The following is a 20985-nucleotide window of genomic DNA, read 5'->3' as shown; positions in this document are numbered from 1 at the left end:
CCCAGCGACAACCTTCCACCGACACGGCGGCGTCCATCTGTCGTGGCGACCGACGACCTTGAGCGAGCGCTGCGGCAGTGCCTTAGCGACCAGGCCGTCGACCCACCCGCGGTCGCCGATCTCGCCGACCGCGCGGTGCGTCGGGCCCGGCGGTCCCGCCGGGCCCGCAACGGAGCCGCTGCGGCGGTCGGTCTCTGCCTGTTCGCCACCGCCGGCGTCGCCAGTAGCCATCTGCTGGTCGTTGACGGCTTGGAACCGCCGACCCTGGCTGAACCGCTGGCGGTGACCGGCGGGGACGTCGCAGCCAGCACCCCGGCCGCTCCGGCTGCCCCGCTGCCGTTCAGTGAAGACCTGCGCAGTCAACCGCTGGCCGCCACCCAGGCACCTCCGGTCGACCTCGTGGTGGCCGGCGAACTGCACACCGTCGACGGCCAGCGGATGGACCTCGCCCAGATCGGTGGCGTCGCCCAGGCCAGCCGGTTGGCGGACGGTTGGCTCGTCGTTACCGAGACATCGGCAGACGGTGCGGCCGGAGTGTGGTTCGTGGCCCCCGACACCGCTCCGCAGGTGGTACTGGCCGGTGTCGACGCGGTTGCGGTCGATCCGGTCGGTACCCGGATCGCCTGGCGGCACGGCGCCGAGCTGACCGTGGCCTCGGTGGTGCACGGTGAGCTGGCCGGCGCCAGACGCGGTCGGGCACCGGAGCAGAGCCGGCCGGTCGGCTTCGCCGGCGACGCCGTACTGCTGGAACGCGAGGGAGGCGGCGAGCGGCGCCGCGGCTACGGCGTCTGGCGGCCCGGCCAGGGTGAGGGGACCAGCTGGAGCGAGACAGCCAGTGTCGTGTACGGCGCGTTGCCGGACGGACAGACCGTCGTCGCCCAGGTGCACGATGCGTCCGGCGGTCCCTGCCTGGCCCTGCTGGATGTCGAACAGGGCCTCACCGCGGTGAAGACCGCCTGTACGGTGCCGTTGACCGGAGACGGCCGGGGAGCGGTCTCCGCGGACGGCAGGTGGCTGGTAGCCAACGGAGTCGCGGACGCGCGGGCGGCCAGCGAGCCGGAGCTGGCCCTGCTCGTCGACCTGAACCAGGTCTTCGACGACCAGATCGGCGCGGTGCGGGAAGCCGGGCAGCGGCTTGCCGGCAGCACCGTCTGGGTGGATCAGGACAGCGTGGTGCACGCGGCCGGCGTCAACCAGTTGGTCCAGATCAACGTGGACCGGATCAGCACTGGCCAGGGTGGAGCGGTGGAGCACATCGCCGTACCAGCCTCGACCGCCGTCGACGCCGAACCGGTGCTGGTCGCCGGTGCCCCGGACCGCCGATGACTGTCGACAGCCGGATCGACCTGCACACCCATTCCACCGCCAGCGACGGCACCGTCGATCCGGCGGACCTGGTCCGGCAGGCCAGCGCCGCAGGTCTCACGGTGCTGGCACTCACCGACCATGACACCACCGCCGGCTGGGCACCGGCGGCTGCGGCCCGCCCGCCCGGGCTCACGCTGATCCGGGGCGCCGAGATCTCCTGCCGGTGGTACGGCACCGAGCCGTCCATCCCGCTGCACCTGCTCGGCTACCTGTTCGATCCGACCTACGCTCCGTTGACCGCCGAGCTGGACCGGATCCGGGCGGCCCGGGCGGTACGCGGCGAGCGTATCGTTGACCGGCTGCGCGCCGACGGCTTCGACATCAGCTGGGACGCGGTGCTCGGCTACGCCGCCGGCGGCTCCGTCGGCCGGCCGCACATCGCCCAGGCCCTGATCCGGGCCGGCCTGGTCGCCGACACCGACGAGGCGTTCCGGCCGGAATGGCTCGGCCAGCGTTACCGGCTGCCAAAGGACGACCTCGACGTCTTCGCCGCCGTCCGGCTGGTGCACGAGGCGGGCGGGGTCACGGTTTTCGCCCACCCGGCCGCGACCAAGCGAGGGCGGACCGTGCCGGACAGCATGGTCGCCGACCTGGCGGCGGCCGGGCTGACCGGCCTGGAGGCTGACCACGCCGATCACCGGCCGGACCAGCGGGCACACGTACGCCGGCTCGCCGACGGGCTCGGGCTGGTCGCCACCGGTTCCTCCGACTACCACGGCAGCCACAAGACGGTCCGGCTGGGCGAGCACACCACCACTGCGGCGGCGTACGAACGGCTGGTGGCGGCGGCTCACGGCGTACCACCGATCTGACCCCGACCAGGACCCGGGTGCTGAGCGCGACCAAGGATCCGGTCCTGCCCCGTCCGGACCGGCGATTCGTCGGTCACTAGGTTGACCTGGTGAGCTTCAAGCTGTTCGGCGAGGTCTTCGTGACCCTGCTGGTGATCACCGATCCGCCCGGCATGGTGCCGATCTTCCTCGCACTCACCGGAGCGTTGCCGGTCCGGGAACGCCGTCGGGCCGCCTGGCAAGCGGTGGCGCTGGCCCTCGGCGTGATCGTGGTCTTCGCGGTCGCCGGGCAGACGCTGCTCGCCTACCTGCACATCGAGTTGCCGGCGCTGCAGGCCGCGGGCGGACTGTTGCTCATCCTGGTGGCGCTGGAACTGCTCACCGGCAAGGCCGACGACCCGGGCCAGCAGGCGACGTCCAACATCGCGTTGGTCCCGCTGGGCACCCCGCTGCTGGCTGGTCCGGGTGCGATCGTGGCGACCATGCTGTTCGTGCAGCGTGCCGAGACCGTCGCCGACCATCTGGCGATCGCGCTCGGCATCGTCGCGGTGATGGTGGTGGTCTGGCTGACGTTGCGGTTCTCCGGCGGCATCGTCAAGGTGCTCCGGCCGGGCGGCATCGAGGTGCTGACCCGGATCGCCGGCCTGCTGCTCGCCGCGATCGCAGTCCAGCTGATCGCCGACGCCGTCGCCGCCTTTGTCCGCTCCTATGTGGCCGCCGGCTGACCGTCGGCGGTCCCGTGGCAGGATCGGGGACGTGTCCCGACCTTCCTCCCCGTCGGGCCGGCGGCCCTCCGGCGCCGCCCGTCCGGCCAAGGGTGCCCGTCCCGCCCAGGCCGAGCAGCTCGGTTTCGACGGTATGCCCGAGCGGCTCTTCGTCTGTACGCCGAGCAAGCTGGCCGCGTTCGTGGACTGTCCCCGTCGCTTCCGCTACAGCTACGTCGACCGGCCGGCGCCGCCCAAAGGCCCGCCGTGGGCGCACAACTCACTCGGCGCCAGCGTGCACACCGCGCTGCGGGCCTGGTTCGCCCGCCCGGTGCAGCAGCGCCGCCCGGAGGCGGCGGCAGCCCTGCTCAAGGGCACCTGGGTGCGCGACGGGTACCGCGACGAGGAGCAGGAACGCGCCGCGTACCGGCAGGCCCTGCAGTGGCTGGAGGCGTACCTGGAGCAGCTTGACCCGAACGTCGAGCCGCTCGGCGTCGAACGGGTGGTGGCGGCGAAGACGGCGGTGCTGGCCTTCAACGGTCGGGCCGACCGGATCGACGCCCGGACCGGCCCGGACGGCCCGGAGGCGGTGATCGTCGACTACAAGACCGGGCGGGCCGGGCTGACATCCGACGACGCGCGTGGCTCGCAGGCGCTCGCGCTGTACGCGTACGCCGCGCAGCGGGTCTTCCGCCGGCCCTGCCGGCGGGTGGAGCTGCACCATCTGCCGACCGGTACGGTGAGCTCCTTCGAACACAGCAGTGAGTCGCTCGACCGGCAGGTCACCCGGGCGGAGGCGACGGCCCGGGACATCACCGCTGCGGAGCGGGCCGTCGCCGACGGCGCAGACCCGGACGACGCGTTTCCGGCGTCGCCGGGCACGCTCTGCGGCTGGTGCGACTACCGACGGGTGTGCCCGGCCGGTGACGGCTACCCGGAGCAGCAGCAGTGGGCCGCCGTCGACCGGCTGCTCACGGCGCCCCCGCAGCCGCGTACGCCGCAGGAGTGACCGGGGCGGCGGCCCGTTCCGCCCGGTCGCGTGCGGCGGCGCGGATCGGCCCCTCCACCAGGTTGCGCGGCACCGCCCGCAACGCCAACCGCAGGCCACGGGCAGCGACCGCCGCGCAGCGGTCGGTGGTCGGCAGGCCAAGGCCGCCGTACATCCGCCGGGCCCAGGCCGGCAGCAGGCCGATCGCGGTGGCCGCCACCCCGAGGTACGCCAGCCGGGGCGGGCCGAAACCCAACCCGAGCCGCCACGGCAGACTGAGCTGACCGGGTACCGGCGGGGCGGTGAGGAACAGCGCGGTGTCGGCCGCCTCGCGGGTCATCCGCAGGTCCGGTCGGACCGCCCGGTAGTACGCGTCGACATCGGCCGCGCTGCCGGGGACGCTGTCCGGGTCGAGCCCGACCAGTGCCGCGCTGCGCCGCTGCTCGGCGTAGTAGCGGTCCACCTCGGCCGGGGTCAGCCGCAGGCCGGCGCGGGTGGCGGTGTCCAGGAACGACTCGACCTCGGCGACGTGTACCCAGCGCAGCAGGTCGGGTTCGTCGACGCGGAACTCGGTGCCGGTGGACGGGTCGGTGGCCCGCAGGCGGGCGTGCAGCCGGCGGATCCGGGCGGCGGCGGCGTCCGCCTCGGCGGTGGTGCCCCAGACCGTGGTCGCCACGTAGGTGGACGTGCGCATCAGCCGGCCGAATGGATCGGCGCGGTAGCTCGAGTTCTGTGCAACCCCGGCGATGGCCCTCGGGTGCAGCGCCTGCAGGTACAGGCTGCGTAGCCCGGCGACGACGAGAACAGGCTCGTCGTGCACCCGCCAGGTGACCGATCCGGGCCCGAACAGCCCGAGGCCGTCGTCGGTCACCGGGCCGCCCGCGCCTGACAACCGGGACACAACCCCCAGAAGGTGACTTCCGCCTCGTCAATCGCGAAGCCGTGGTCGGCGGTCGGCTCCAGGCACGGCGCGGCGCCGACCGCGCAGTCGACGTCGCCGACCACGCCGCATTCGCGGCAGACCACGTGATGGTGGTTGTCCCCGGTGCGCCGCTCGTACCGTGCCGCGCCACCGGCCGGCTCGATCCGTCGGGCCAGACCGGCCTCGGCGAAGACATTGAGCACGTCGTAGACCGCCTGGGTGGAGACGGATTCGATGCGGCTGCGCACCTGACGGGCGATCTCGTCTACGCCGAGATGCCCGCCTTGCGCGAGCACGTCGAGGACGGCGAGCCGTGGCCGGGTGACTCGCAGACCCCGGCTGCGCAACTCCTCCTCTGCCGGCATCTGTCCATCGAAACACGCAGGTGGGCGCGGTACAAGATAGAACCGTGGGCACCGTGGCGGTGGCCACAGCGGGTTCGGGTGGTTGCCGCGCGGTGCGCGTGCGCCAGGTCCGCCGGTCAGAACACCAGCCGGGAGCAGAGCAGACAAGTCAGGATGATCATGACAGCGGCAGCGATCATGCCGACGCCGTAGGTGACCGTACGGGCGTTGCGCTCCTCGCCGTCGAGCGCCGCCAGGTTCTGCAACGGCAGCGTACCGGGTGGCGCCGGATTGACCAGCACCGGTGGACGCCAGCCGGGCGGCGGCGGAGCGCCGACCGGCGGCCCGCTGTAGTTGACTGGCCCGACACCGGCCGACCTGCCCGGTCCACCGCCGGGACCGTCCGGGTCCGGGCGCCGCCAGTACGCGTCGTCGCCCGCGCCGTCATCTGTGGTCACGACAGACGACGTTACCAATTCACCTGCCTGCCCTGACGGCTCGGCCAGTGCGGTGTCGGGCTCCGAAGGATCACCGGCGGGGCGGTAGCCTGGTGGAGTGCGAACAACGGACGAGCGGTGACCGGCCTGACCGTGCCGGACGGCCGTGGTGGCGATGATCGTCTCGTCGACCTGAGCGACGACGACGCGCCGCTGCTGCCCGAGCAGACCAGCGACGACACCGACCTGGGCTGGGGCGAGCGGACCACCAGATCGGACGACGCATGGTTGTTGGCCGAGCGGCCGCCGCACTGGAGCTGACAGTGGGTCTGCCCGCCGTCGGTCCGGGTCAGCTGTTCGCTGACCCGGCTGCGGCAGGTGCCTTGGTCGAGCCGCCGGACGCCGACGTACCGCCGGAACTGCTCGACGAGCTGCCACCGCTGTCGGTCTTGCCACCGCTGTCGGTCTTGCCGCCGGAGGATGCCGCGCCGTCCTTTTTCTCCGCGGGCTTGTCCGACGACGGCGCCGAGGAGCCGTTGGCCGAGCCGCCGCCCTGGCCGCTGCGCGAGTCGGTCCGGTAGAAGCCGGAGCCCTTGAAGACGATGCCCACCGAGTTGAACACCTTGCGAAGTTTCCCGGCGCACGACGGGCAGTCGCGCAGTGGCTCGTCGGTGAACGACTGCACCGCCTCGAGTTGGTGTCCGCACGCGGTGCAGGCGTACTGGTACGTAGGCACGGTCTCCTCCGACACTGGCTAGGCCATCTGGCACTCAACCCATTCGAGTGCCAATGATCCGCCATCGGACCCCGCTACGTCCAGCGGGAAGCGGCAGAGCTCACCGCATGGGAGTGAACCAGCGCACCTCCGACGGTGTGATCACCGCTGCCACCGGTCGGTCGTGCGGCTCTGCCGGGACCTGGGGCAGGAGCTCGCCGTCGTGCAGCAGCGCGACCACCGGTACGCCACCGGGTACCCGGGCGAGCGCCCGGTCGTAGGAGCCGCCACCACGACCCAGCCGTACGCCGTGGTGGTCGACGGCGAGGGCCGGTACCACGATGAGCCCGACATCGGCCACCGCCGAGCGGCCCAGCCGGGGACCGGCCGGTTGGCGCAGACCAGCGGTGCCTGCCCGGCCGGATGTGCCTGTCCGGCCGGATGTGCCTGTCCGGCCGGATGTGCCTGCCCGGCCGGATGTGCCTGCCCGGCCCGTCGTGCCGGTCGGATTCGGCCCGTCGAACCGGGCCCAGTCGAGGTCCCGGTCGGGCAGCAGGACCGGCAGCAGCACCCGGTCCGGTCCGCCGACCGCCTCGGCGAGCAGACCGGCGAGCCCCGGACCACCGGGTTCGCTGCCGATCGGCAGGTACCCGGCGACCTGCGCCGGCCTGACCCGATCGATCAGCTGACGTACGGTGGCCCCGACCCGGCGACCGGCCAGGGTGAGCTGATCGGACGTCAGCTTGCGCCGCTGCGCGAGAATGTCAGCACGGAGTCTGTCCTTGCTCGATGGACAGAGGTTCGCTCCATCGGGAAAATCCGACACTCAACACTCCTGGTGGCAACCGCGGCGGAATATCTGGCTTGTGTCAGCATCGCACCATCAGGTGCAGAATCCTCTGGGGGAAGCGTGACCCTGCGCGGACGGTTGACCACCGCTTTCCTCACGGTCGTGCTCGGACCTGTCCTGCTCGGGGCGTTCTTCGTCGGCGCGACCGTCGCGGCGGTCGGGCAGAGCCGCTCCACCGAACGCCTCGACCTGGCCACCGCCAGCGTCGGCACTTCAGTCAACGCGCTGTGTAGCCAGCTGGAGGCTGCTGCGGGCGCAGTGGCTCTGCTGCTGCCCGATCGGGCCCGACTGGCCGTTGCCGCTGACCAGGCGGTGGCCCGCAGCCTCGCCTCCGCAGTCCAGGTGACCGGCCCGGACGGTGCGTCGATCGTGGCCACCGCCGACCCGCCGTCGGCGCCCTGGGTCGACTGTGCGAGCGGGCGGGACGACAACGGTGGAGCTGACAGCACCGGTAGTGGACAGTCGTGGCAGGCGCCACCGGTGGACACCGGCCCTGGACCGCCGACCGGCACCGGGTCGCCGGACGCCGCCGACTCGGCGACGGCACCCGCGCCGGACGGCGCCGGTGGCAGCGGGGCGATGCCGACCCTCGCGGCGATCGTCGAGGTCCGGGACGAGAACGACGTCCTGGTCGGTCAGGTGTCAGCGGTCAAGCTGCTGGACCCCGACCTCGTCGCCCGGCTCGCCGCATCGACCGGGGTGGGCATCACCCTGCTCGCCGGCACCGACCGGGCCACGGTGGTACACAGCACCGAGCCGCCCGAGGTGCGGGGAAACGTGGTGGCCACCGCCGGCCAGCTCGCCGACGGCGGGACCAGCTGGACCGACGGCGGCCGGCAGGTGCGCCGGCTCGGCCCGGACGACGGTCAGCTGCTGCCGATGGTGCTGTCCACCCCACGCGACCAGCTGTCCGGCCTGTACGCGGTGCTGGTGGCGACGGTCGTCCTGGCAGGACTGCTCGCGGTGGTCGCCGCCTGGTGGCTGGCCCGGTCCACCACGCAGCCACTGGCCGAACTCGCCGACGCCGCGAGTCGGGTGGTCGACGGTGACCTGGCCGCCCGGGTTCCGGTACGCGGCTCGGACGAGGTGAGCGAGCTCGCCACCATCTTCAACCGGATGACCCGCGAGGCCCAGGCGTACGTGCAGGCCCTGACCGCGAGCCGGGACCAGCTGCGCGGCCAGCTGACGATTCTGGGCGACACCCTGTCGAGCACCCACGATCTGCAGCGCATCCTGCGGGTGATCCTGCAGACCGCGCTTGCCGCGACCGGGGCGAGGGACGGTGCCGTACTGGTGCTCGACCCGGCGGCCGGGGTACTGGTCGGCCAGTCGTCCAACCGGACGAGCCCGCCCGGTACCGGTCCGGCCACCGCGTCGGCCGGCGCCGGTCCGGCGGCCGACCAGCCGGCGGGACCGGACGCGGCTGCCAGCCAGGCGGGCACGGACGGGACGCTGCACGTGCCGCTCGGCAGTGGACTGCTCGGCACGGTGGCGGTCAGCGGTCAGCCGAAGCGGGGGCGGATCGAACGCGACGGTCCGGCCCTGTCGGCGTACGAGCCGGCCTGCCGGACCTATGTCGCGGTGCCCTTCTCGGTGCCGAACTGGACCGATGAGCTCGGCGTGGGGGCGCCCGGGGCGGGGGGGCAGCGTGCCCCCGGCCGGCACGGTCCGGGCGCGCCCGCCGCGTTCGGGGTGCTGGCCGTCTACGACCGGCTCGGCGGCGACGAGTTCGACGACGCCGATCTGATGACGCTGCGCACCTTCGCCGGGCATGCGGCGGTGGCGGTCAACAACGTACGGATGCACAAGGAGGCCGAGCGGCTGTCGGTGACCGACCCGCTGACCGGGCTGTGGAACTACCGGCACCTGCGGGAGTCGATCCACCGGGAGATCGAACGGGCCAACCGGTTCGGTCGGATGCTCGCCGTACTCGTGCTCGACCTGGACCGGTTCAAGGACATCAACGACACGTACGGGCACGCGGCCGGGGACAGCGTCCTGGTCGAGTTCGCCCGCCGGATCCGCGCCGAGATCCGTGAGGTGGACCTGGCCTTCCGACAGGGCGGCGAGGAGTTCGTGGTGCTGCTGCCGGAGACCGACGTCCGTGGCGCGGCCACCGTCGCGGAGCGGCTCTGCGCCGCGATCCGCGACCGCCCGATCCGGGTCGAGCCGTACGCCGGGGCCGGTCGGCGCGGGCACGCCACCGTGTCGGTAACGGTATCGATCGGCATCGCCGTCTACCCGGACCACGCTGGCGACGGCGAGGAGGTCCTCGACGCCGCCGACGACGCGCTGTACGCCGCGAAAGCAGCTGGCCGGGACACTTTTCATGTCGCTGACCGGGCGCCGGCCCGGTCGACCCGGGTACCGGCAGGCGGCGGCGCGGCCACCCCGGAGGGCGGACCGTCGCGCGGTGGCGGCGCGTCTTTCGGGCCACACCCGCCGAGACAGACCCGTGGCCGATAGTCTCGCGGCATGTCGGAGCATGCAGCCACCCCAGCAACGACCCCCACCGCAAACGCGGATCAGCGGGCGGTGAAGGCGGTCATCCCTGCCGCCGGGCTCGCCACCCGGTTCCTGCCGGCCACCAAGGCCGTGCCGAAGGAACTCCTCCCGCTGGTCGACCGGCCGGTCCTGCAGTACATCGTCGAGGAGGCCACCGCCGCCGGGATCAACGACGTACTGTTGATCACCGGCCGTGGCAAGACCTCCATGGTCGACCACTTCGACCGGCAGCCCTACCTGGAAGGCCGGCTCGCAGACAAGGGCGACCAGGAGCGGCTGGCCGCGATCCGGCGGCCGAGCGAGCTGGCCGAAATCTACACCTGCCGCCAGCACGAACCGCTCGGGCTGGGCCACGCGGTGGGCTGCGCGCAGAGCCACGTCGGCAACGAACCGTTCGCGGTGCTGCTCGGCGACGAGTTCGTCAACGAGAACGACCCGCTGCTGCCGGCCATGATCGACCTGCAGGCCCGAGCCGGCGGGATTGTGCTGGCCTTCATGGAGGTGCCGCCGGCCGAAACCAAGCGGTACGGCATCGCGTCGGTCGAACCGGCCGCCGAGTCGGTGCAGAACGGCGCCGACATCGTCCGGGTCACCGGGCTGGTGGAGAAGCCGTCGGCCGAGGACGCGCCGAGCAACCTCGCGGTGCTGGGCCGCTACGTGCTGCCGCCGAGCATCTTCGAGGCGATCAAGCGGACCAAACCGGGCAGCGGCGGCGAGATCCAGCTGACCGACGCGATGGCGATGCTGCTGGCCGAGGGGACACCGGTGCACGGCATCGTCTACCGGGGCACCCGCTACGACACTGGAGCGCCCCTGGGCTACCTGCAGGCCGTGGTGCAGATTGCCTGTCAGCGGGAAGGGCTCGGCGACGAGTTCCGGGCGTGGCTGAAGGAGTTCGTGGCCGACGCGCCAGGGGTGCCCTCTACATGACCGCGACGGCCGGTGCCGAGGCGGCCTTCAACGAGCTGACGCCGCTCGCCGAATACCTGGGCAGTGTGCTGCGCAGGATTCGGCCGCTGCCGCCGCTCGACCTCGACCTGACCCAGGCGCACGGCAACCTCCTCGCCGAGGATGTCGTGGCACCGCACGCCTTTCCCGCGTTCGACCAGGCCGTCATCGACGGCTACGCGGCACGCTGGGAGGACATCGCCTCGGCCGGCCGGGGGAGCAGGGTGATCCCGGCCAGCCGGTCGGCGACCCCGGCCGTACCCCGCTCGGTGCGCCTCAACGTGGTGGGCGACCTGGGCGCGGCGAGCTGGCGGCCGGTCCGGCTGACCCCGGGCACCTGCTTCTCGGTGGCGGCCGGGGCGCCGTTGCCGATCGCCGCCGACGTGGTGGTGCCGATCGACTGGACCGATCAGGGCATGGCCGCAGTGGAGATCTTCCAGGTGCCCCGGCGCGGCTCCGGGCTGCGGCGGGCCGGCGACGAACTGCCGGCCGGGGCGGTCCTGGCCCGCGCCGGCTCGTACGTGACGCCGGCGATGGTGGCGGTCTTCGCCGCTACCGGGATCGGGCACGTGGCGGTCCGGCCCAGTCCGCGGGTGGTGATCGTGGCGACCGGTGACGAACTGGTCGACGTGGGCCGCAGCAGCCAGCCGGGGCAGGTGGTGGACGCGAACTCGCACGCGCTCACCGCCGCTGTCGCCGAGGTGGGCGCGCTGGCGTACCGGGTGGGCATCTGCGACGACGATCCGGAGGGGCTGCGGGGGCTGCTCGAGGATCAGGCGATGCGGGCCGATCTGATCATCACCACCGGCGGCACCGGCACCGGGCCCGGCGACATGGTCCGGCGGATCTTTTCCCGACGGGAAGGGGGCCGTGCGGGGCCGGTCACCTTCACCGAGGTCGCGCTCTATCCCGGAACGGCCCTCGGATTCGGTACGGTCGGAGCCGAGGAGGTGCCCGTGGTCTGCCTGCCCGGGGAACCCGGCTCCGCGCTGGTCGGGTTCGAGGTGCTGGCCCGGCCGGTGATCCAGTTGCTGGCCGGTGCCGAGCCGGTGTTCCGGCCGAGTGTGCGTGCCCATCTGCTGGAGACCGTGTCATCGCCGGTCGGCCTGCGGGAGTTCCGTCCGGCCAACGTCGCGGAGCGGCGTGGCGGCGGCTACACCGTGCAGCCGCTGCCCGGCGGGCCGTTCACCCTGTCCGGGCTGGCCGAGGCGAACGGCCTGCTGGTGCTCGGTGAGCGGGTGACCACCGCCGCCGCCGGTTCCACCGTCGACGTGTTGCTGCTGGATCGGCAGCGGTGATCGGGGACGAGGCTCCGGGCTGGCCGGTGGTGCTCACCGACGGTCCGGTGCTGCTGCGGCCGTACCGTCGCAGTGACGCCGCCGACTGGTCGGCGGTCCGGCAGCGCAACCATCGCTGGCTGGCCCCGTGGGAGCCGGCCCCGCCGGGGCCGTGGCACGAGCTCAACTCCCCGGACGCGTTCCGCTATCTCTACCGTGACCAGCGTCGACAGTCGCGGCGCGGTGAGAGCATGCCGTTCGCGGTCTGTCTGGTCGAGACGGGCGGCGAGCGGCTGGTGGGTCACCTGAACATCGGCAACATCGTGCGGCGGGCGTTCTGCTCCGGCTACGCCGGCTACTGGGTGGACGCGGCTGTCGCCGGGCGGGGGGTGATCCCGACCGCGTTGGCCCTGGCGGTGGACCATGCCTTCGCCGCCGGTGGACTGCACCGGATCGAGGTCAACGTCCGACCGGAGAACATCCCGTCACGGCGTGTAGTCGAGAAGCTGGGTTTCCGTGAGGAGTCCTACCATCATCGTTACATGCACATCGACGGTGCCTGGCGTGACCACATCGGATACGCCCTGACCAGCGAGGATGTGCTGGTCGAAGGAGGACTGCTGGCTCGCTGGCGGCGGCTGCAGGCCAGTGCCCACTGAACACAACCGCCGGCCGTGGTCGGCGCGGCGTACAAAATTCCTGGTCGGACGCCCGTAACCTCAAGTAACGAGAAGGTACGGCAACCTATCAAGCCTTTCATGTCCGTGCATGGGCGGCGGGTTGCCTCGGGGTGACGGGAGGGGTGAGGGTGCCGACCTCGGTGCTCCTCGCCGTCCTCGCCGCCGCCGGGCTGCTCGCCCTCGCACCGGCGCTGGTCCGCCGGTACGACGCTACCGAGCGCCTGGTGGCGGAGCGGGCGCAGTCGACGGCGCGGGTGCTGCAACGCCGCCGCCGTCGGCGCACCGTGCCCGGAAAACGGCCGGTCAACCCGCCCCGACGGCTCAGTGTGCGCCGTGCGGTCGGTCCGGAAGGTGGTACGGCGTCCGACGCCGGGTCGTTCAACGATCCGTCCGCTCCAATGCCGGCCGCCGGTCGACCAGGTGCCGGTCGACGGGGTGGCCGGCTGCGCCTCGTCCCGACCGTCGGCGTCCGACCGCGCCGTGCACCGGCTCGTCGGCACACCCCGGCGGTGGTCCGTCGACGCCGGGTCTTCGCCGCGTTGCTGCTGCTCAACCTGGTCGAGCTGATCGGCGTGCTGGTGGTCGGCCCCGGCTTCTGGATCAGCTTCGCGGTCACCGCAGTGCTGCTCGCCGTCTACCTGGTGCACCTGCGCAACCGGGCGATCGCCGAGCGCCGACGCCGTCGGCACCGCGCCCGGGAAGCGGCCTGGCTGGCCGCCCGGCAGGCCGAAGTACGCCGCGAGCAGGCCCGCCGGGCCGCCGCCCGCCGGGAGCAGCAGCGCCGGCTCGCCGCCCAGCGGGAGGTGATGCGCCGCGCCGCGATGGGCCTGGACCGGCCGCGTGACCTGCCGGCCGCGGCCAGCGGCGGCGGGGTCGGCGGGTCAGTCTCCTACCGCCGTACGGGTGGCCTGCGGGGCCGGGCCTACGAGGCCGGCCGCAGCTACGACGGCCGGTCCTGACCGGGGCTCCCGGGCGGGATCGATTCGCGCACCGGGTGCCCGACCTGTTAGCCTTGTCGCCGGTCCACTGCTGGTCTGGCAGCGGGTCACCCGATTCTGGGGCTGTGGCGCAGTCCGGTAGCGCACCTCGTTCGCATCGAGGGGGTCAGGGGTTCGAATCCCCTCAGCTCCACCACCAAGAGGCAGCAGACCAAGTGCGGGTTCTCGGGGATCGAGAGACCGCCCTCGTTTGACCACGCTGACGGTTCATCATCCACCCAGGAGACAGTCGCCGGCGGCCTCAGGCCGAGGCGGTGGGCGAGGACGCGGCGGGGAACGACACCTGGACACGAAGGCCGTCGTGGCCGGTGGACGAGGCCGCGATGATGCCGTCGTGTGCCCGGGTGATCGAGCGGGCTATCGCCAGTCCGAGCCCGGCCCCGCCGCTGTGGTCGATACGGGTCCCGGACCGGCGCCGGAAAGGCTCGAACAGGGCCGACACCTCCTCGACCGGCACGTCGTCGCCGGTGTTCGACACGACCAGGGCAGGGTCGTCACCGACCTGCACCTCGATGACCCCGCCGGGCCGGTTGTACTTCAGGGCATTCTGCACAAGGTTGGCGACCAGCCGCTCCAGCAGCACCTGCTCGCCGAGCACCGCCCGGGGCTGGAGCCGGCTGGTGATCGTGACCCCGGCTTCGGTAGCCCGCGCCTGATGAGCGTCGAGCACCGCGGCCACGATCCGGTCGAGCCGCTGTGGTGTCCGGGCGACCAGACCGCGGTCGCTCTCGCTGAGCACCAGCAGCCCTTCGATCAGGCGCTCGTTGCGCTCATTGGTCGCCAGCAACTGGGTCGTGAGGAGTTCGAGCTGCTCGGCGGTCAGGGTCCGGGCCATGCCGACCTCGATCAGTGTCCGTTGCACGGCGAGCGGGGTACGCAGCTCGTGGGACGCGTCCGCGGCAAACCGGCGTTGTGCCTCGTAGCCGACGGCTATCCGATCCATCATCTCGTCGATCGCTCGGCCCAGCTCGGCCAGCTCGGAACGGCCCGGACCTGGGCGGAGCCGGTAACCCAGATTCGTCGGTCCGACGTTCGCGATCTCGGCCGCCAGCTTCCGGATCGGCCGCAGGCACCACCGCACCATCGGGTACGCGGCGGCCAACATCACCGCCAGCGCGGCGGCGAGGGCGATCGCAGGGGGGATGCTGGGTCGCCGGAACATCTGCACACAGATGAACGAGGCATCGCTGTCCGGCGCCTGTCCCGGTGGAACGCCGCACCAATCAATACTGAAGGCCTGCCACCACGCGAGTGCCTGCCCGGCGAGCACCGGCGCGAACTGGGCCGTGAACAGGAGCACGCCACACAGCAGCAAGATCCGTCGGGTCGGTGTCCAGAAACTCATGGACCTAGCTGGTATCCGGCACGTGGCACCGTGTGGATCACCTCAGGTTCACCCAGCTTGCGGCGCAGCGTCATTACGGTCATGCGGACTGAGTTGGTGAACGGGTCAGCGTGCTCGTCCCAGGCCTGTTCCAGCAGGTCCTCGGCGCTGACGACGCCACCACCGGCCCGCATCAGCACGTGCAGAACGGCGAACTCCTTCGGAGACAGCGACAGCAGCCGACCGTCGCGGGTGGCCGTGTGCCGCATGGCGTCCAGCACGATCCCGCTGCGCTCCAACACCGGCGGCAACGCCGGGCCCGAGCGCCGGGACAGAGCCTGGACCCGGGCGACGAGCTCGGCGAACGCGAACGGCTTGGTCAGGTAGTCGTCGGCACCGAGGCCGAGACCTTCGACACGGTCGCGGATGCCGGCCGCTGCGGTCAGCAGCAGCACCCGGGTGCCGTCACCGGAGTCGACGATCGATCGGCACACCTCGTCACCGGTGTGTCCCGGCATGTCCCGGTCTATGACGGCCACGTCGTACCGGTTGACCCCGAGTCGTTCCAAGGCTCCGTCTCCGTCGTACACCACGTCGACGGCCATCGACAGCCGGCGCAGTCCTTCGCCGACCGTGTCGGCCAGCAATCGCTCGTCGTCCGCCACCAGCACCCGCACGCCGTGTCCTTCCGCTGCCGTCCCGGCTGCCGACAGATTCGCACAACTCGGATAAAGGATGGATAAGGGCGTCGCTGACGCTCTCCTGACCACCGGGCCGCAAGCATGATCCCATCCCATGACGCTTCTCATTGGTGCCGGTGATAATTTTGCGTAGATATGTGCTGAGTTCTCTTCTGATCCTCCTGGTGGCCACAGCTGTTGTTCCCATCGGGGCCCGTAGCGCGGCGGCGATCGCGTACGGCGCGGACGCACCCGACGGGGCCTACCGGTTCTCGGTCCTGCTCACCATGACCGAGCTGCCCACCGCCGACGGTGGCACCCGGGACAGCTCGTGCTCCGGGGCACTGATCGCACCGCGTTGGGTGATCACCGCCGGGCACTGCTTCCGAGGTGACGACGGTCGCTGGGTGAGTCGCACCGTGGCCGGTCGTACCACCGCGACGGTCGGGCGCACCGAACTGAACGGTGAGGGCGGACAGGAAGTCGAGGTCATCGCGGTACACCAGGCCGAGACGAGCGACGTGGCCCTCGCCGAGCTCGGCACCGCCGTCACCGGCATCACGCCACTGACGATCGCCACCACGCCGCCGGCGGTGGGCGAGACGCTCCGTCTTACCGGATACGGACTGGTCGGCGACGGCGATGCGATCGTCCCCGCTACGCGGCTGCAGACCGGCCAGTTCATCGTCGAGGCGGTCGGCGAGACCCTGATCGAGACTTCCGGTCGGGAACCCCGTCCGGACACCAGCCCGTGCGCGCACGACTCCGGCGGTCCATACTTCCGCGAACGAGCCGATGGAACGGCCGAACTGGTGGCTGTCGTCAGCTCGGGACCGGGCTGTCCGCACTCCGGAGCGGACTTCAGCGCCCGCGCCGACAATCTCGCCGCATGGGTCGCCGACACGATGGCCGGAACATCGGACCGGGACCGGATCGTCCTCGGCGCCGCAGCTCTCCTCGTGGCCTGTTTTGCATTGGCGGCCATCACTGCACTGAGATTGAGGCGCGTCGGCCGACCGTTCCTCAGCCCTGCTGAGCGGCCCACTCGGCGACCCGGCGGGCGCTCTCGGACTCGGACAGGTCCTCGACCCGGGTCATGATCGACCAGCGCACCCCGTACGGGTCGCGGATGCTGGCGAACCGGTCACCGGAGACGAAGGTCGCCGCCGGCTCGCGTACCGTCGCGCCGGCCGCGACCGCGCGGGCCAGCGTCGCGTCGACGTCCGGGCAGTACAGGCCGATCGAGTAGCAGTCCTCATCGCCGGCGGGCGGGGCGACCAGGCCGTACGCCGGGGACGGCTCGCCGAGCTGCAGCTGGCCGTTGCCGAAGTCGAGCACCGCGTGCACCACGGCGCCGCCCATCTCGGTCACGTCCACCACCCGGGCGCCGAACACGTCCCGGTAGAAGGCGATCGCGCCGCGCGCGTCCGGAATGGCCAGGAACGGGGTGAGGCTGGTGACGCCGTGCGGCGTACCGTTGCTGGTGTGCCGGCCGTCGGCGGCCGCGAGAGTGTCGGACATGGTCCCGACCCTAGGCAGCGGCCGGGCGGGTGGCTTGCAGATTCGCGACAGCCGGCCGGCCGGTGTCGCAGGCCCGTAGCCTGGCTGCCGTGGACCCGGCGCAGCGCGGCATTCTGTACCCGGCCCGGCTGCCGACCTTCGCCCGGCTGCCACCGCCGGAGCCGGTCGCGTCACTGGTCCGCTGGTTCTGGATCCCCGAGTGGCGGATCGCGCCGGGCCGTACCTCCCGGCAGCAGATCCTCTCGTTTCCCGCCTGCAACCTGGTAGTCGGCCCGGACGGGGTGGAGCTGGCCGGTCCGACGACCCGGGTCTCGTCCCGGGACCTGACCGGCACCGGCTGGGCGGTCGGGGCACTGCTGCGCCCGGCGGCGGTGCCGCACTTCACCTCGGACCCTGCCGCGCTGCGGGACGCCTCCCGGCTGCTGGACCTGCCCGACCTGCAGTTGCCGGTGGTCGGGGCGATGACTGGTGCCGTTGACGCGCCGCAGCGGCACGCTGGTGCGGTGGCGGCGTTCGTCGACTGGTTGAGCGCCACGGTCGGGCCGCCTGGCCCGGAGGCGCTGCTGGCCAACACCCTGGCGGAGCTCGTCGACACCGACCACTCGGTGCTGCGGGTCGAGGACGTCGCCGCCCGGCTGCACGTGTCGACCCGCACGGTGCAGCGGTTGGCCCGCCGCCACGTCGGCCTGCCGCCGTTGACGATGATCCGCCGACGCCGGCTGCAGGAAGCGGCGCACCTGCTGCGGACCGAACCGGGCACCGACCTCGCCGGTCTGGCTGCCCAACTGGGCTACGCCGACCAGGCCCACCTGGCCAACGAGTTCCGTACGGTGCTCGACTTCACGCCGAGTGCGTACCGGGGCGAAGGCCGGCGATGAGCAGGTTGACCAGGCGGCGGGCGTCGTAGCGGGGGTCGGTGTCGGCGCCGACGCAGAGATTGCCGACCCCGCGCATCAGTTGGTAGGCGTCGATGTCGGGACGGATCTCGCCGGCCGTGACGGCGGCGTCGAGCAGCTCGGTGCACACCGGGACCAGCCGGCCGAGGAAGTACTCGTGCAGCGTCTGGAAGGCGGCGGCGTCGGACTGCAACGCCCCGGCGAGACCGTGCTTGGTGATCAGGAAGTCGACGAAGAGGTCGACCCAACGGGCCAGGGCGGCGTGCGCGGTGGCGCTCTCCGCCAGCAGGGTCGGGCCGGCGTCGGCGCAGGCTTCGACCTGGTGTCGGAAGACCGCGACGATCAGATCGGACCGGGTGGGGAAGTGGCGGTAGATCGTGCCGACACCGACGCCGGCCCGGGTGGCGATGTCGCGTACCGGGACGTCGACGCCGGATGCGATGAACGCCGCCGCCGCCGCGTCCAGCAGGGCCTGCTCGTTGCGCCGGGCGTCGGCCCGCTGCCGGCGCGGCCGGTCCGGCTCGGCTTTCGGTCGCTCCGGTCCGGCTGTTGACCCCTCCGGTCCCTCCGACCTGCTGCTGTCGCCGTCGGTGTCGACCATGCGCGGTCCCTCCATTGCCCACTTGTCAACCGGAACGTTGTTCCGTATCGTCTTAGCGGAACGCTGCTCCGCTTCGCTGTCAGCGTGCCAGATCAGGCGACCCCGATCAAGGAGAAACAACGCCATGCAGTACCGCACCCTCGGCCGCACCGGCGTGCAGGCCAGCACCCTCGCCCTCGGCGCGATGAACTTCGGCGCGATCGGCGACACCAGCCAGGACGAGGCCACCGCCATCGTCGACGCCGCGCTCGACGCCGGGATCAACCTCATCGACACGGCCGACTGGTACAGCCATGGCCAGTCGGAGGAGATTCTCGGCAAGGCCATCGCCGGCCGCCGCGACGACATCGTGCTCGCCACCAAGGCCAACATGCCGATGAGCGACGAACGCAACCACCAGGGCAGCTCCCGCCGCTGGCTGGTCACCGCCCTGGACGACAGCCTGCGCCGGCTCGGCGTCGACCACGTCGACCTCTATCAGATCCACCGCTGGGACCCGGCGACCAGCGATGAGGAGACCCTGTCCGCGCTGACCGATCTGCAACGGGCCGGCAAGATCCGCTACTTCGGCTCGTCGACCTTCCCCGCCTACCGGATCGTCCAGGCCCAGTGGGCCGCCCGGGAACACCGGACCAGCCGGTACGTGACCGAGCAGCCCGGGTACTCGATCCTGCAACGCGGCATCGAGGCCCACGTCCTGCCGGTGACCCAGGAGTACGGCATGGGGGTGCTCGCCTGGAGCCCGCTCGCCTCCGGCTGGCTGTCCGGCGCGATCCGCGCCGACCGGGAGATCAGCACCAGCCGGTCCGGCAAGATGCCGCAGCGGTACGACCTGGACATCCCCACCAATCGGGCCAAGCTCGACGCGGTCGAGAAACTGGCCGCCGTCGCTGACGCCGCCGGCCTGACGATGATCCAACTCGCGCTCGGCTTCGTCACCGCACACCCTGGGGTGACCAGCGCGATCATCGGCCCGCGCACGATCGACCACCTGCATTCGCAGTTGGCTGCCGCAGACACCGTGCTGACCGCCGACGTGCTCGACGCCGTCGACGCGATCGTCGCCCCCGGTGTCGACCTGGCTCCGCATGAGAAGCACGACGCCCCGCCCGCTCTGCTCGACCCGGCGCTCCGCCGCCGCTGACCGCGTACTGGATGGACTGATGCCACCGACACCCCGGCTCAGCTTCGGGATCATGACCGCCCCATCCCAGGTCGACTACCACGACGTGTCGCGCGTCTGGCGCGACGCGGACTCGATCCCGGCCATCGAACACGCCTGGCTCTACGACCACCTCATGCCGATCTTCGGCGACCCGAGCGGGCCGACGTACGAAGGCTGGACCCTGCTCGCCGCGCTTGCCGCGCAGACCCGGCGGCTGCGTCTAGGCCTGTTGGTGACCAGCAACCGCTTCCGGCCACCGGCGATGCTGGCCAAGATGGCCGCGACCGTCGACATCGTCTCCGGCGGCCGGCTCGACTTCGGCATCGGTGCCGGCTCGCGGCCCGGTCACCCGCCGGCTGTGGACCGAGGCCGAACCGTTCGACTTCCACGGCACCCACCACCGCCTGGCCGGGGCGTACGGCAGCCCGAAGCCGGTGCAGCGCCCGTACCCGCCGATCCTGATCGGCGGACGGTCGGCGGCCCTGCTGCGGGTGGTCGCCGCGCACGCCGACCTGTGGAACATCCCCGGCGGTGACATCGCCGACGCGGCCAGCCGTAGCGCGCTGCTGGACCGCTACTGCGCCGAGATCGGCCGCGACCCGGCGACCATCACCCGCTCCATCCACCTGCCGGTCTCCTACGACCAGCCCGGCGCCACCCGGGCCGCCGTCAGCGCGGCGGTCGACGCCGGCTTCGGGCACATAGTCCTCGGCCTCTCGACGCCCTACCCACCCGACGTGGCCCGCTGGGTCGCCGACGAGTTCATCATCAGTACGCCGTCCTGAGGCTCCAGCCGGTGGCTCGGGCGCGGCGATCACCGAGGCTGTCACCGCTCGGCGGAAGTCGTCAGGGTTCTCGACCAACGGCAGGTGGCCGGACCCGGCGAGGCTCACGCGCTGACTGTCGGGCAGCGCCTCATGCAGTGAGTCGACGGCCCAGCGGGGGCGAATGTCCTCGGAGCCGTCGATGATCAGCACTGGCAGGTCGAGCGCACGGCGGGTTCGGGTGGCGGTTCGGGGAGACCTACCGGTGGCGACACCGACAGGGTGCCCGGACCGACCTCACGACGGCCGCGATCTGGTGGTTGTGGACCGCTGGTTCCCGTCGACCCGACTGTGTTCCGCCTGCGGCGCCCTGGCCGTCCGGATGCCGTTGGCCGTCCGGGCGTGGGGACACCGGTGGGGGGGAGAACAAAAACAGAAAAGCAAAAAAAACAACAAAAACCCCGCGAAAGGAACCCCCTATAATCCCCCGGGAGGGAGGGGGAAAAA

At 72.0% G+C, this 20985-nt stretch carries 23 protein-coding genes, 1 tRNA gene and 1 pseudogene; 16 read left to right on the top strand and 9 right to left on the bottom strand.

The window, feature by feature from the left end; translation table 11 throughout:
* Positions 1-42: 42 nt before the first annotated feature.
* The 4 genes from ACXAHD_RS05005 (at position 43) to ACXAHD_RS04990 (ending at position 3872) form a co-directional block, all read left to right on the top strand.
* The gene (locus tag ACXAHD_RS05005) at positions 43-1326 is read left to right on the top strand and encodes a hypothetical protein (protein ID WP_281553101.1); all 1284 of its coding nucleotides are present in this window, start codon (positions 43-45) and stop codon (positions 1324-1326) included.
* Complete coding sequence (locus ACXAHD_RS05000) at positions 1323-2180, top strand: PHP domain-containing protein (RefSeq protein ID WP_281553102.1); 858 nt, start codon at positions 1323-1325, stop codon at positions 2178-2180. The genes ACXAHD_RS05005 and ACXAHD_RS05000 overlap by 4 nt, the downstream gene beginning before the upstream one ends.
* An 89-nt stretch (positions 2181-2269) precedes the next feature.
* Positions 2270-2884, top strand: coding sequence for a MarC family protein (locus ACXAHD_RS04995; protein WP_281553103.1), 615 nt, complete (start codon positions 2270-2272; stop codon positions 2882-2884).
* A gap of 133 nt (positions 2885-3017) precedes the next feature.
* Positions 3018-3872 carry a RecB family exonuclease gene (locus tag ACXAHD_RS04990; RefSeq protein WP_281567494.1) on the top strand — a complete coding sequence of 285 codons (855 nt, stop codon included), beginning with the start codon at positions 3018-3020 and terminating at the stop codon, positions 3870-3872.
* Here ACXAHD_RS04990 and ACXAHD_RS04985 read toward each other — a convergent pair.
* The 3 genes from ACXAHD_RS04985 to ACXAHD_RS04975 all read right to left on the bottom strand — a co-directional run bounded on the left by ACXAHD_RS04985 (position 3835) and on the right by ACXAHD_RS04975 (position 5575).
* A complete protein-coding gene (locus ACXAHD_RS04985; RefSeq protein ID WP_281567133.1) occupies positions 3835-4722 on the bottom strand; it encodes an oxygenase MpaB family protein in 888 nt (295 codons plus the stop codon). The two genes, ACXAHD_RS04990 and ACXAHD_RS04985, sit on opposite strands and share 38 nt — an antisense overlap.
* Complete coding sequence (locus ACXAHD_RS04980; protein WP_281553105.1) at positions 4719-5138, bottom strand: Fur family transcriptional regulator; 420 nt, start codon at positions 5136-5138, stop codon at positions 4719-4721. Before ACXAHD_RS04980 ends, ACXAHD_RS04985 begins: the two co-directional genes overlap by 4 nt.
* Before the next feature lie 116 nt (positions 5139-5254).
* On the bottom strand, positions 5255-5575 hold the full coding sequence (locus tag ACXAHD_RS04975; RefSeq protein WP_281553106.1) for a translation initiation factor 2: 321 nt from the start codon (positions 5573-5575) through the stop codon (positions 5255-5257).
* 117 nt (positions 5576-5692) lie between these two features.
* On the opposite strand from ACXAHD_RS04975, the gene ACXAHD_RS04970 reads away from it, so the two are divergent.
* Positions 5693-5875: a hypothetical protein gene (locus ACXAHD_RS04970; RefSeq protein WP_281553107.1), complete on the top strand. Its 183-nt coding sequence runs from the start codon at positions 5693-5695 to the stop codon at positions 5873-5875.
* A 28-nt stretch (positions 5876-5903) separates the two neighbouring features.
* On the opposite strand, the gene ACXAHD_RS04965 is transcribed toward ACXAHD_RS04970, so the two are convergent.
* Both ACXAHD_RS04965 and ACXAHD_RS04960 read right to left on the bottom strand, forming a co-directional pair.
* The gene (locus ACXAHD_RS04965; RefSeq protein WP_281553108.1) at positions 5904-6290 is read right to left on the bottom strand and encodes an FmdB family zinc ribbon protein; all 387 of its coding nucleotides are present in this window, start codon (positions 6288-6290) and stop codon (positions 5904-5906) included.
* Between the two features lie 100 nt (positions 6291-6390).
* Positions 6391-7095, bottom strand: a complete 705-nt coding sequence (locus tag ACXAHD_RS04960; RefSeq protein WP_475048865.1) for a 5-formyltetrahydrofolate cyclo-ligase — start codon at positions 7093-7095, stop codon at positions 6391-6393.
* A 213-nt stretch (positions 7096-7308) separates the two neighbouring features.
* On the opposite strand from ACXAHD_RS04960, the gene ACXAHD_RS04955 reads away from it, so the two are divergent.
* The 6 genes from ACXAHD_RS04955 (at position 7309) to ACXAHD_RS04930 (ending at position 13663) form a co-directional block, all read left to right on the top strand.
* On the top strand, positions 7309-9585 hold the full coding sequence (locus ACXAHD_RS04955; protein ID WP_475048901.1) for a GGDEF domain-containing protein: 2277 nt from the start codon (positions 7309-7311) through the stop codon (positions 9583-9585).
* A gap of 9 nt (positions 9586-9594) precedes the next feature.
* Positions 9595-10554 carry a UTP--glucose-1-phosphate uridylyltransferase gene (locus tag ACXAHD_RS04950; protein WP_475048862.1) on the top strand — a complete coding sequence of 320 codons (960 nt, stop codon included), beginning with the start codon at positions 9595-9597 and terminating at the stop codon, positions 10552-10554.
* Positions 10551-11870, top strand: a complete 1320-nt coding sequence (locus ACXAHD_RS04945; protein WP_281553112.1) for a molybdopterin molybdotransferase MoeA — start codon at positions 10551-10553, stop codon at positions 11868-11870. Before ACXAHD_RS04950 ends, ACXAHD_RS04945 begins: the two co-directional genes overlap by 4 nt.
* Positions 11867-12508: a GNAT family N-acetyltransferase gene (locus ACXAHD_RS04940; RefSeq protein ID WP_281553113.1), complete on the top strand. Its 642-nt coding sequence runs from the start codon at positions 11867-11869 to the stop codon at positions 12506-12508. The genes ACXAHD_RS04945 and ACXAHD_RS04940 overlap by 4 nt, the downstream gene beginning before the upstream one ends.
* Positions 12509-12651: 143 nt before the next feature.
* Positions 12652-13488 (top strand): divisome protein SepX/GlpR, encoded by an 837-nt coding sequence (sepX, locus tag ACXAHD_RS04935; protein WP_281553114.1) that lies wholly within the window; start codon positions 12652-12654, stop codon positions 13486-13488.
* 98 nt (positions 13489-13586) lie between these two features.
* Positions 13587-13663 (top strand) — tRNA-Ala (locus tag ACXAHD_RS04930).
* A 105-nt stretch (positions 13664-13768) separates the two neighbouring features.
* On the opposite strand, the gene ACXAHD_RS04925 is transcribed toward ACXAHD_RS04930, so the two are convergent.
* Together ACXAHD_RS04925 and ACXAHD_RS04920 are read right to left on the bottom strand one after the other, a co-directional pair.
* On the bottom strand, positions 13769-14872 hold the full coding sequence (locus ACXAHD_RS04925; RefSeq protein WP_289212115.1) for a sensor histidine kinase: 1104 nt from the start codon (positions 14870-14872) through the stop codon (positions 13769-13771).
* Positions 14869-15528, bottom strand: coding sequence for a response regulator transcription factor (locus ACXAHD_RS04920; RefSeq protein ID WP_281553116.1), 660 nt, complete (start codon positions 15526-15528; stop codon positions 14869-14871). The genes ACXAHD_RS04925 and ACXAHD_RS04920 overlap by 4 nt, the downstream gene beginning before the upstream one ends.
* Positions 15529-15716: 188 nt before the next feature.
* Between ACXAHD_RS04920 and ACXAHD_RS04915 the strand changes: the two genes are divergently transcribed.
* Complete coding sequence (locus ACXAHD_RS04915) at positions 15717-16631, top strand: S1 family peptidase (protein ID WP_475048858.1); 915 nt, start codon at positions 15717-15719, stop codon at positions 16629-16631.
* Here ACXAHD_RS04915 and ACXAHD_RS04910 read toward each other — a convergent pair.
* Positions 16555-17052 (bottom strand): VOC family protein, encoded by a 498-nt coding sequence (locus ACXAHD_RS04910; protein ID WP_281553118.1) that lies wholly within the window; start codon positions 17050-17052, stop codon positions 16555-16557. The genes ACXAHD_RS04915 and ACXAHD_RS04910 overlap by 77 nt on opposite strands.
* 146 nt (positions 17053-17198) lie before the next feature.
* On the opposite strand from ACXAHD_RS04910, the gene ACXAHD_RS04905 reads away from it, so the two are divergent.
* Positions 17199-17930 (top strand): helix-turn-helix domain-containing protein, encoded by a 732-nt coding sequence (locus ACXAHD_RS04905; protein WP_475048898.1) that lies wholly within the window; start codon positions 17199-17201, stop codon positions 17928-17930.
* Here the strand turns inward: ACXAHD_RS04905 and ACXAHD_RS04900 are convergent.
* Complete coding sequence (locus tag ACXAHD_RS04900) at positions 17893-18549, bottom strand: TetR/AcrR family transcriptional regulator (RefSeq protein ID WP_281553119.1); 657 nt, start codon at positions 18547-18549, stop codon at positions 17893-17895. The genes ACXAHD_RS04905 and ACXAHD_RS04900 overlap by 38 nt on opposite strands.
* Before the next feature lie 124 nt (positions 18550-18673).
* On the opposite strand from ACXAHD_RS04900, the gene ACXAHD_RS04895 reads away from it, so the two are divergent.
* From ACXAHD_RS04895 to ACXAHD_RS04885, 3 genes and pseudogenes are all read left to right on the top strand, one after another.
* Positions 18674-19693, top strand: coding sequence for an aldo/keto reductase (locus ACXAHD_RS04895; RefSeq protein ID WP_281553120.1), 1020 nt, complete (start codon positions 18674-18676; stop codon positions 19691-19693).
* Positions 19638-19997, top strand: a pseudogene (locus ACXAHD_RS04890) (LLM class flavin-dependent oxidoreductase); the annotation flags it as partial. The gene ACXAHD_RS04895 and the pseudogene ACXAHD_RS04890, both read left to right, overlap by 56 nt.
* Before the next feature lie 43 nt (positions 19998-20040).
* Positions 20041-20499 (top strand): LLM class flavin-dependent oxidoreductase, encoded by a 459-nt coding sequence (locus ACXAHD_RS04885; RefSeq protein ID WP_281553121.1) that lies wholly within the window; start codon positions 20041-20043, stop codon positions 20497-20499.
* Positions 20500-20985 lie beyond the last annotated feature (486 nt).

This window comes from Micromonospora sp. ABR4_055 (assembly GCF_056160425.1).
This window is presented reverse-complemented; position numbering and strand designations above follow the sequence as displayed.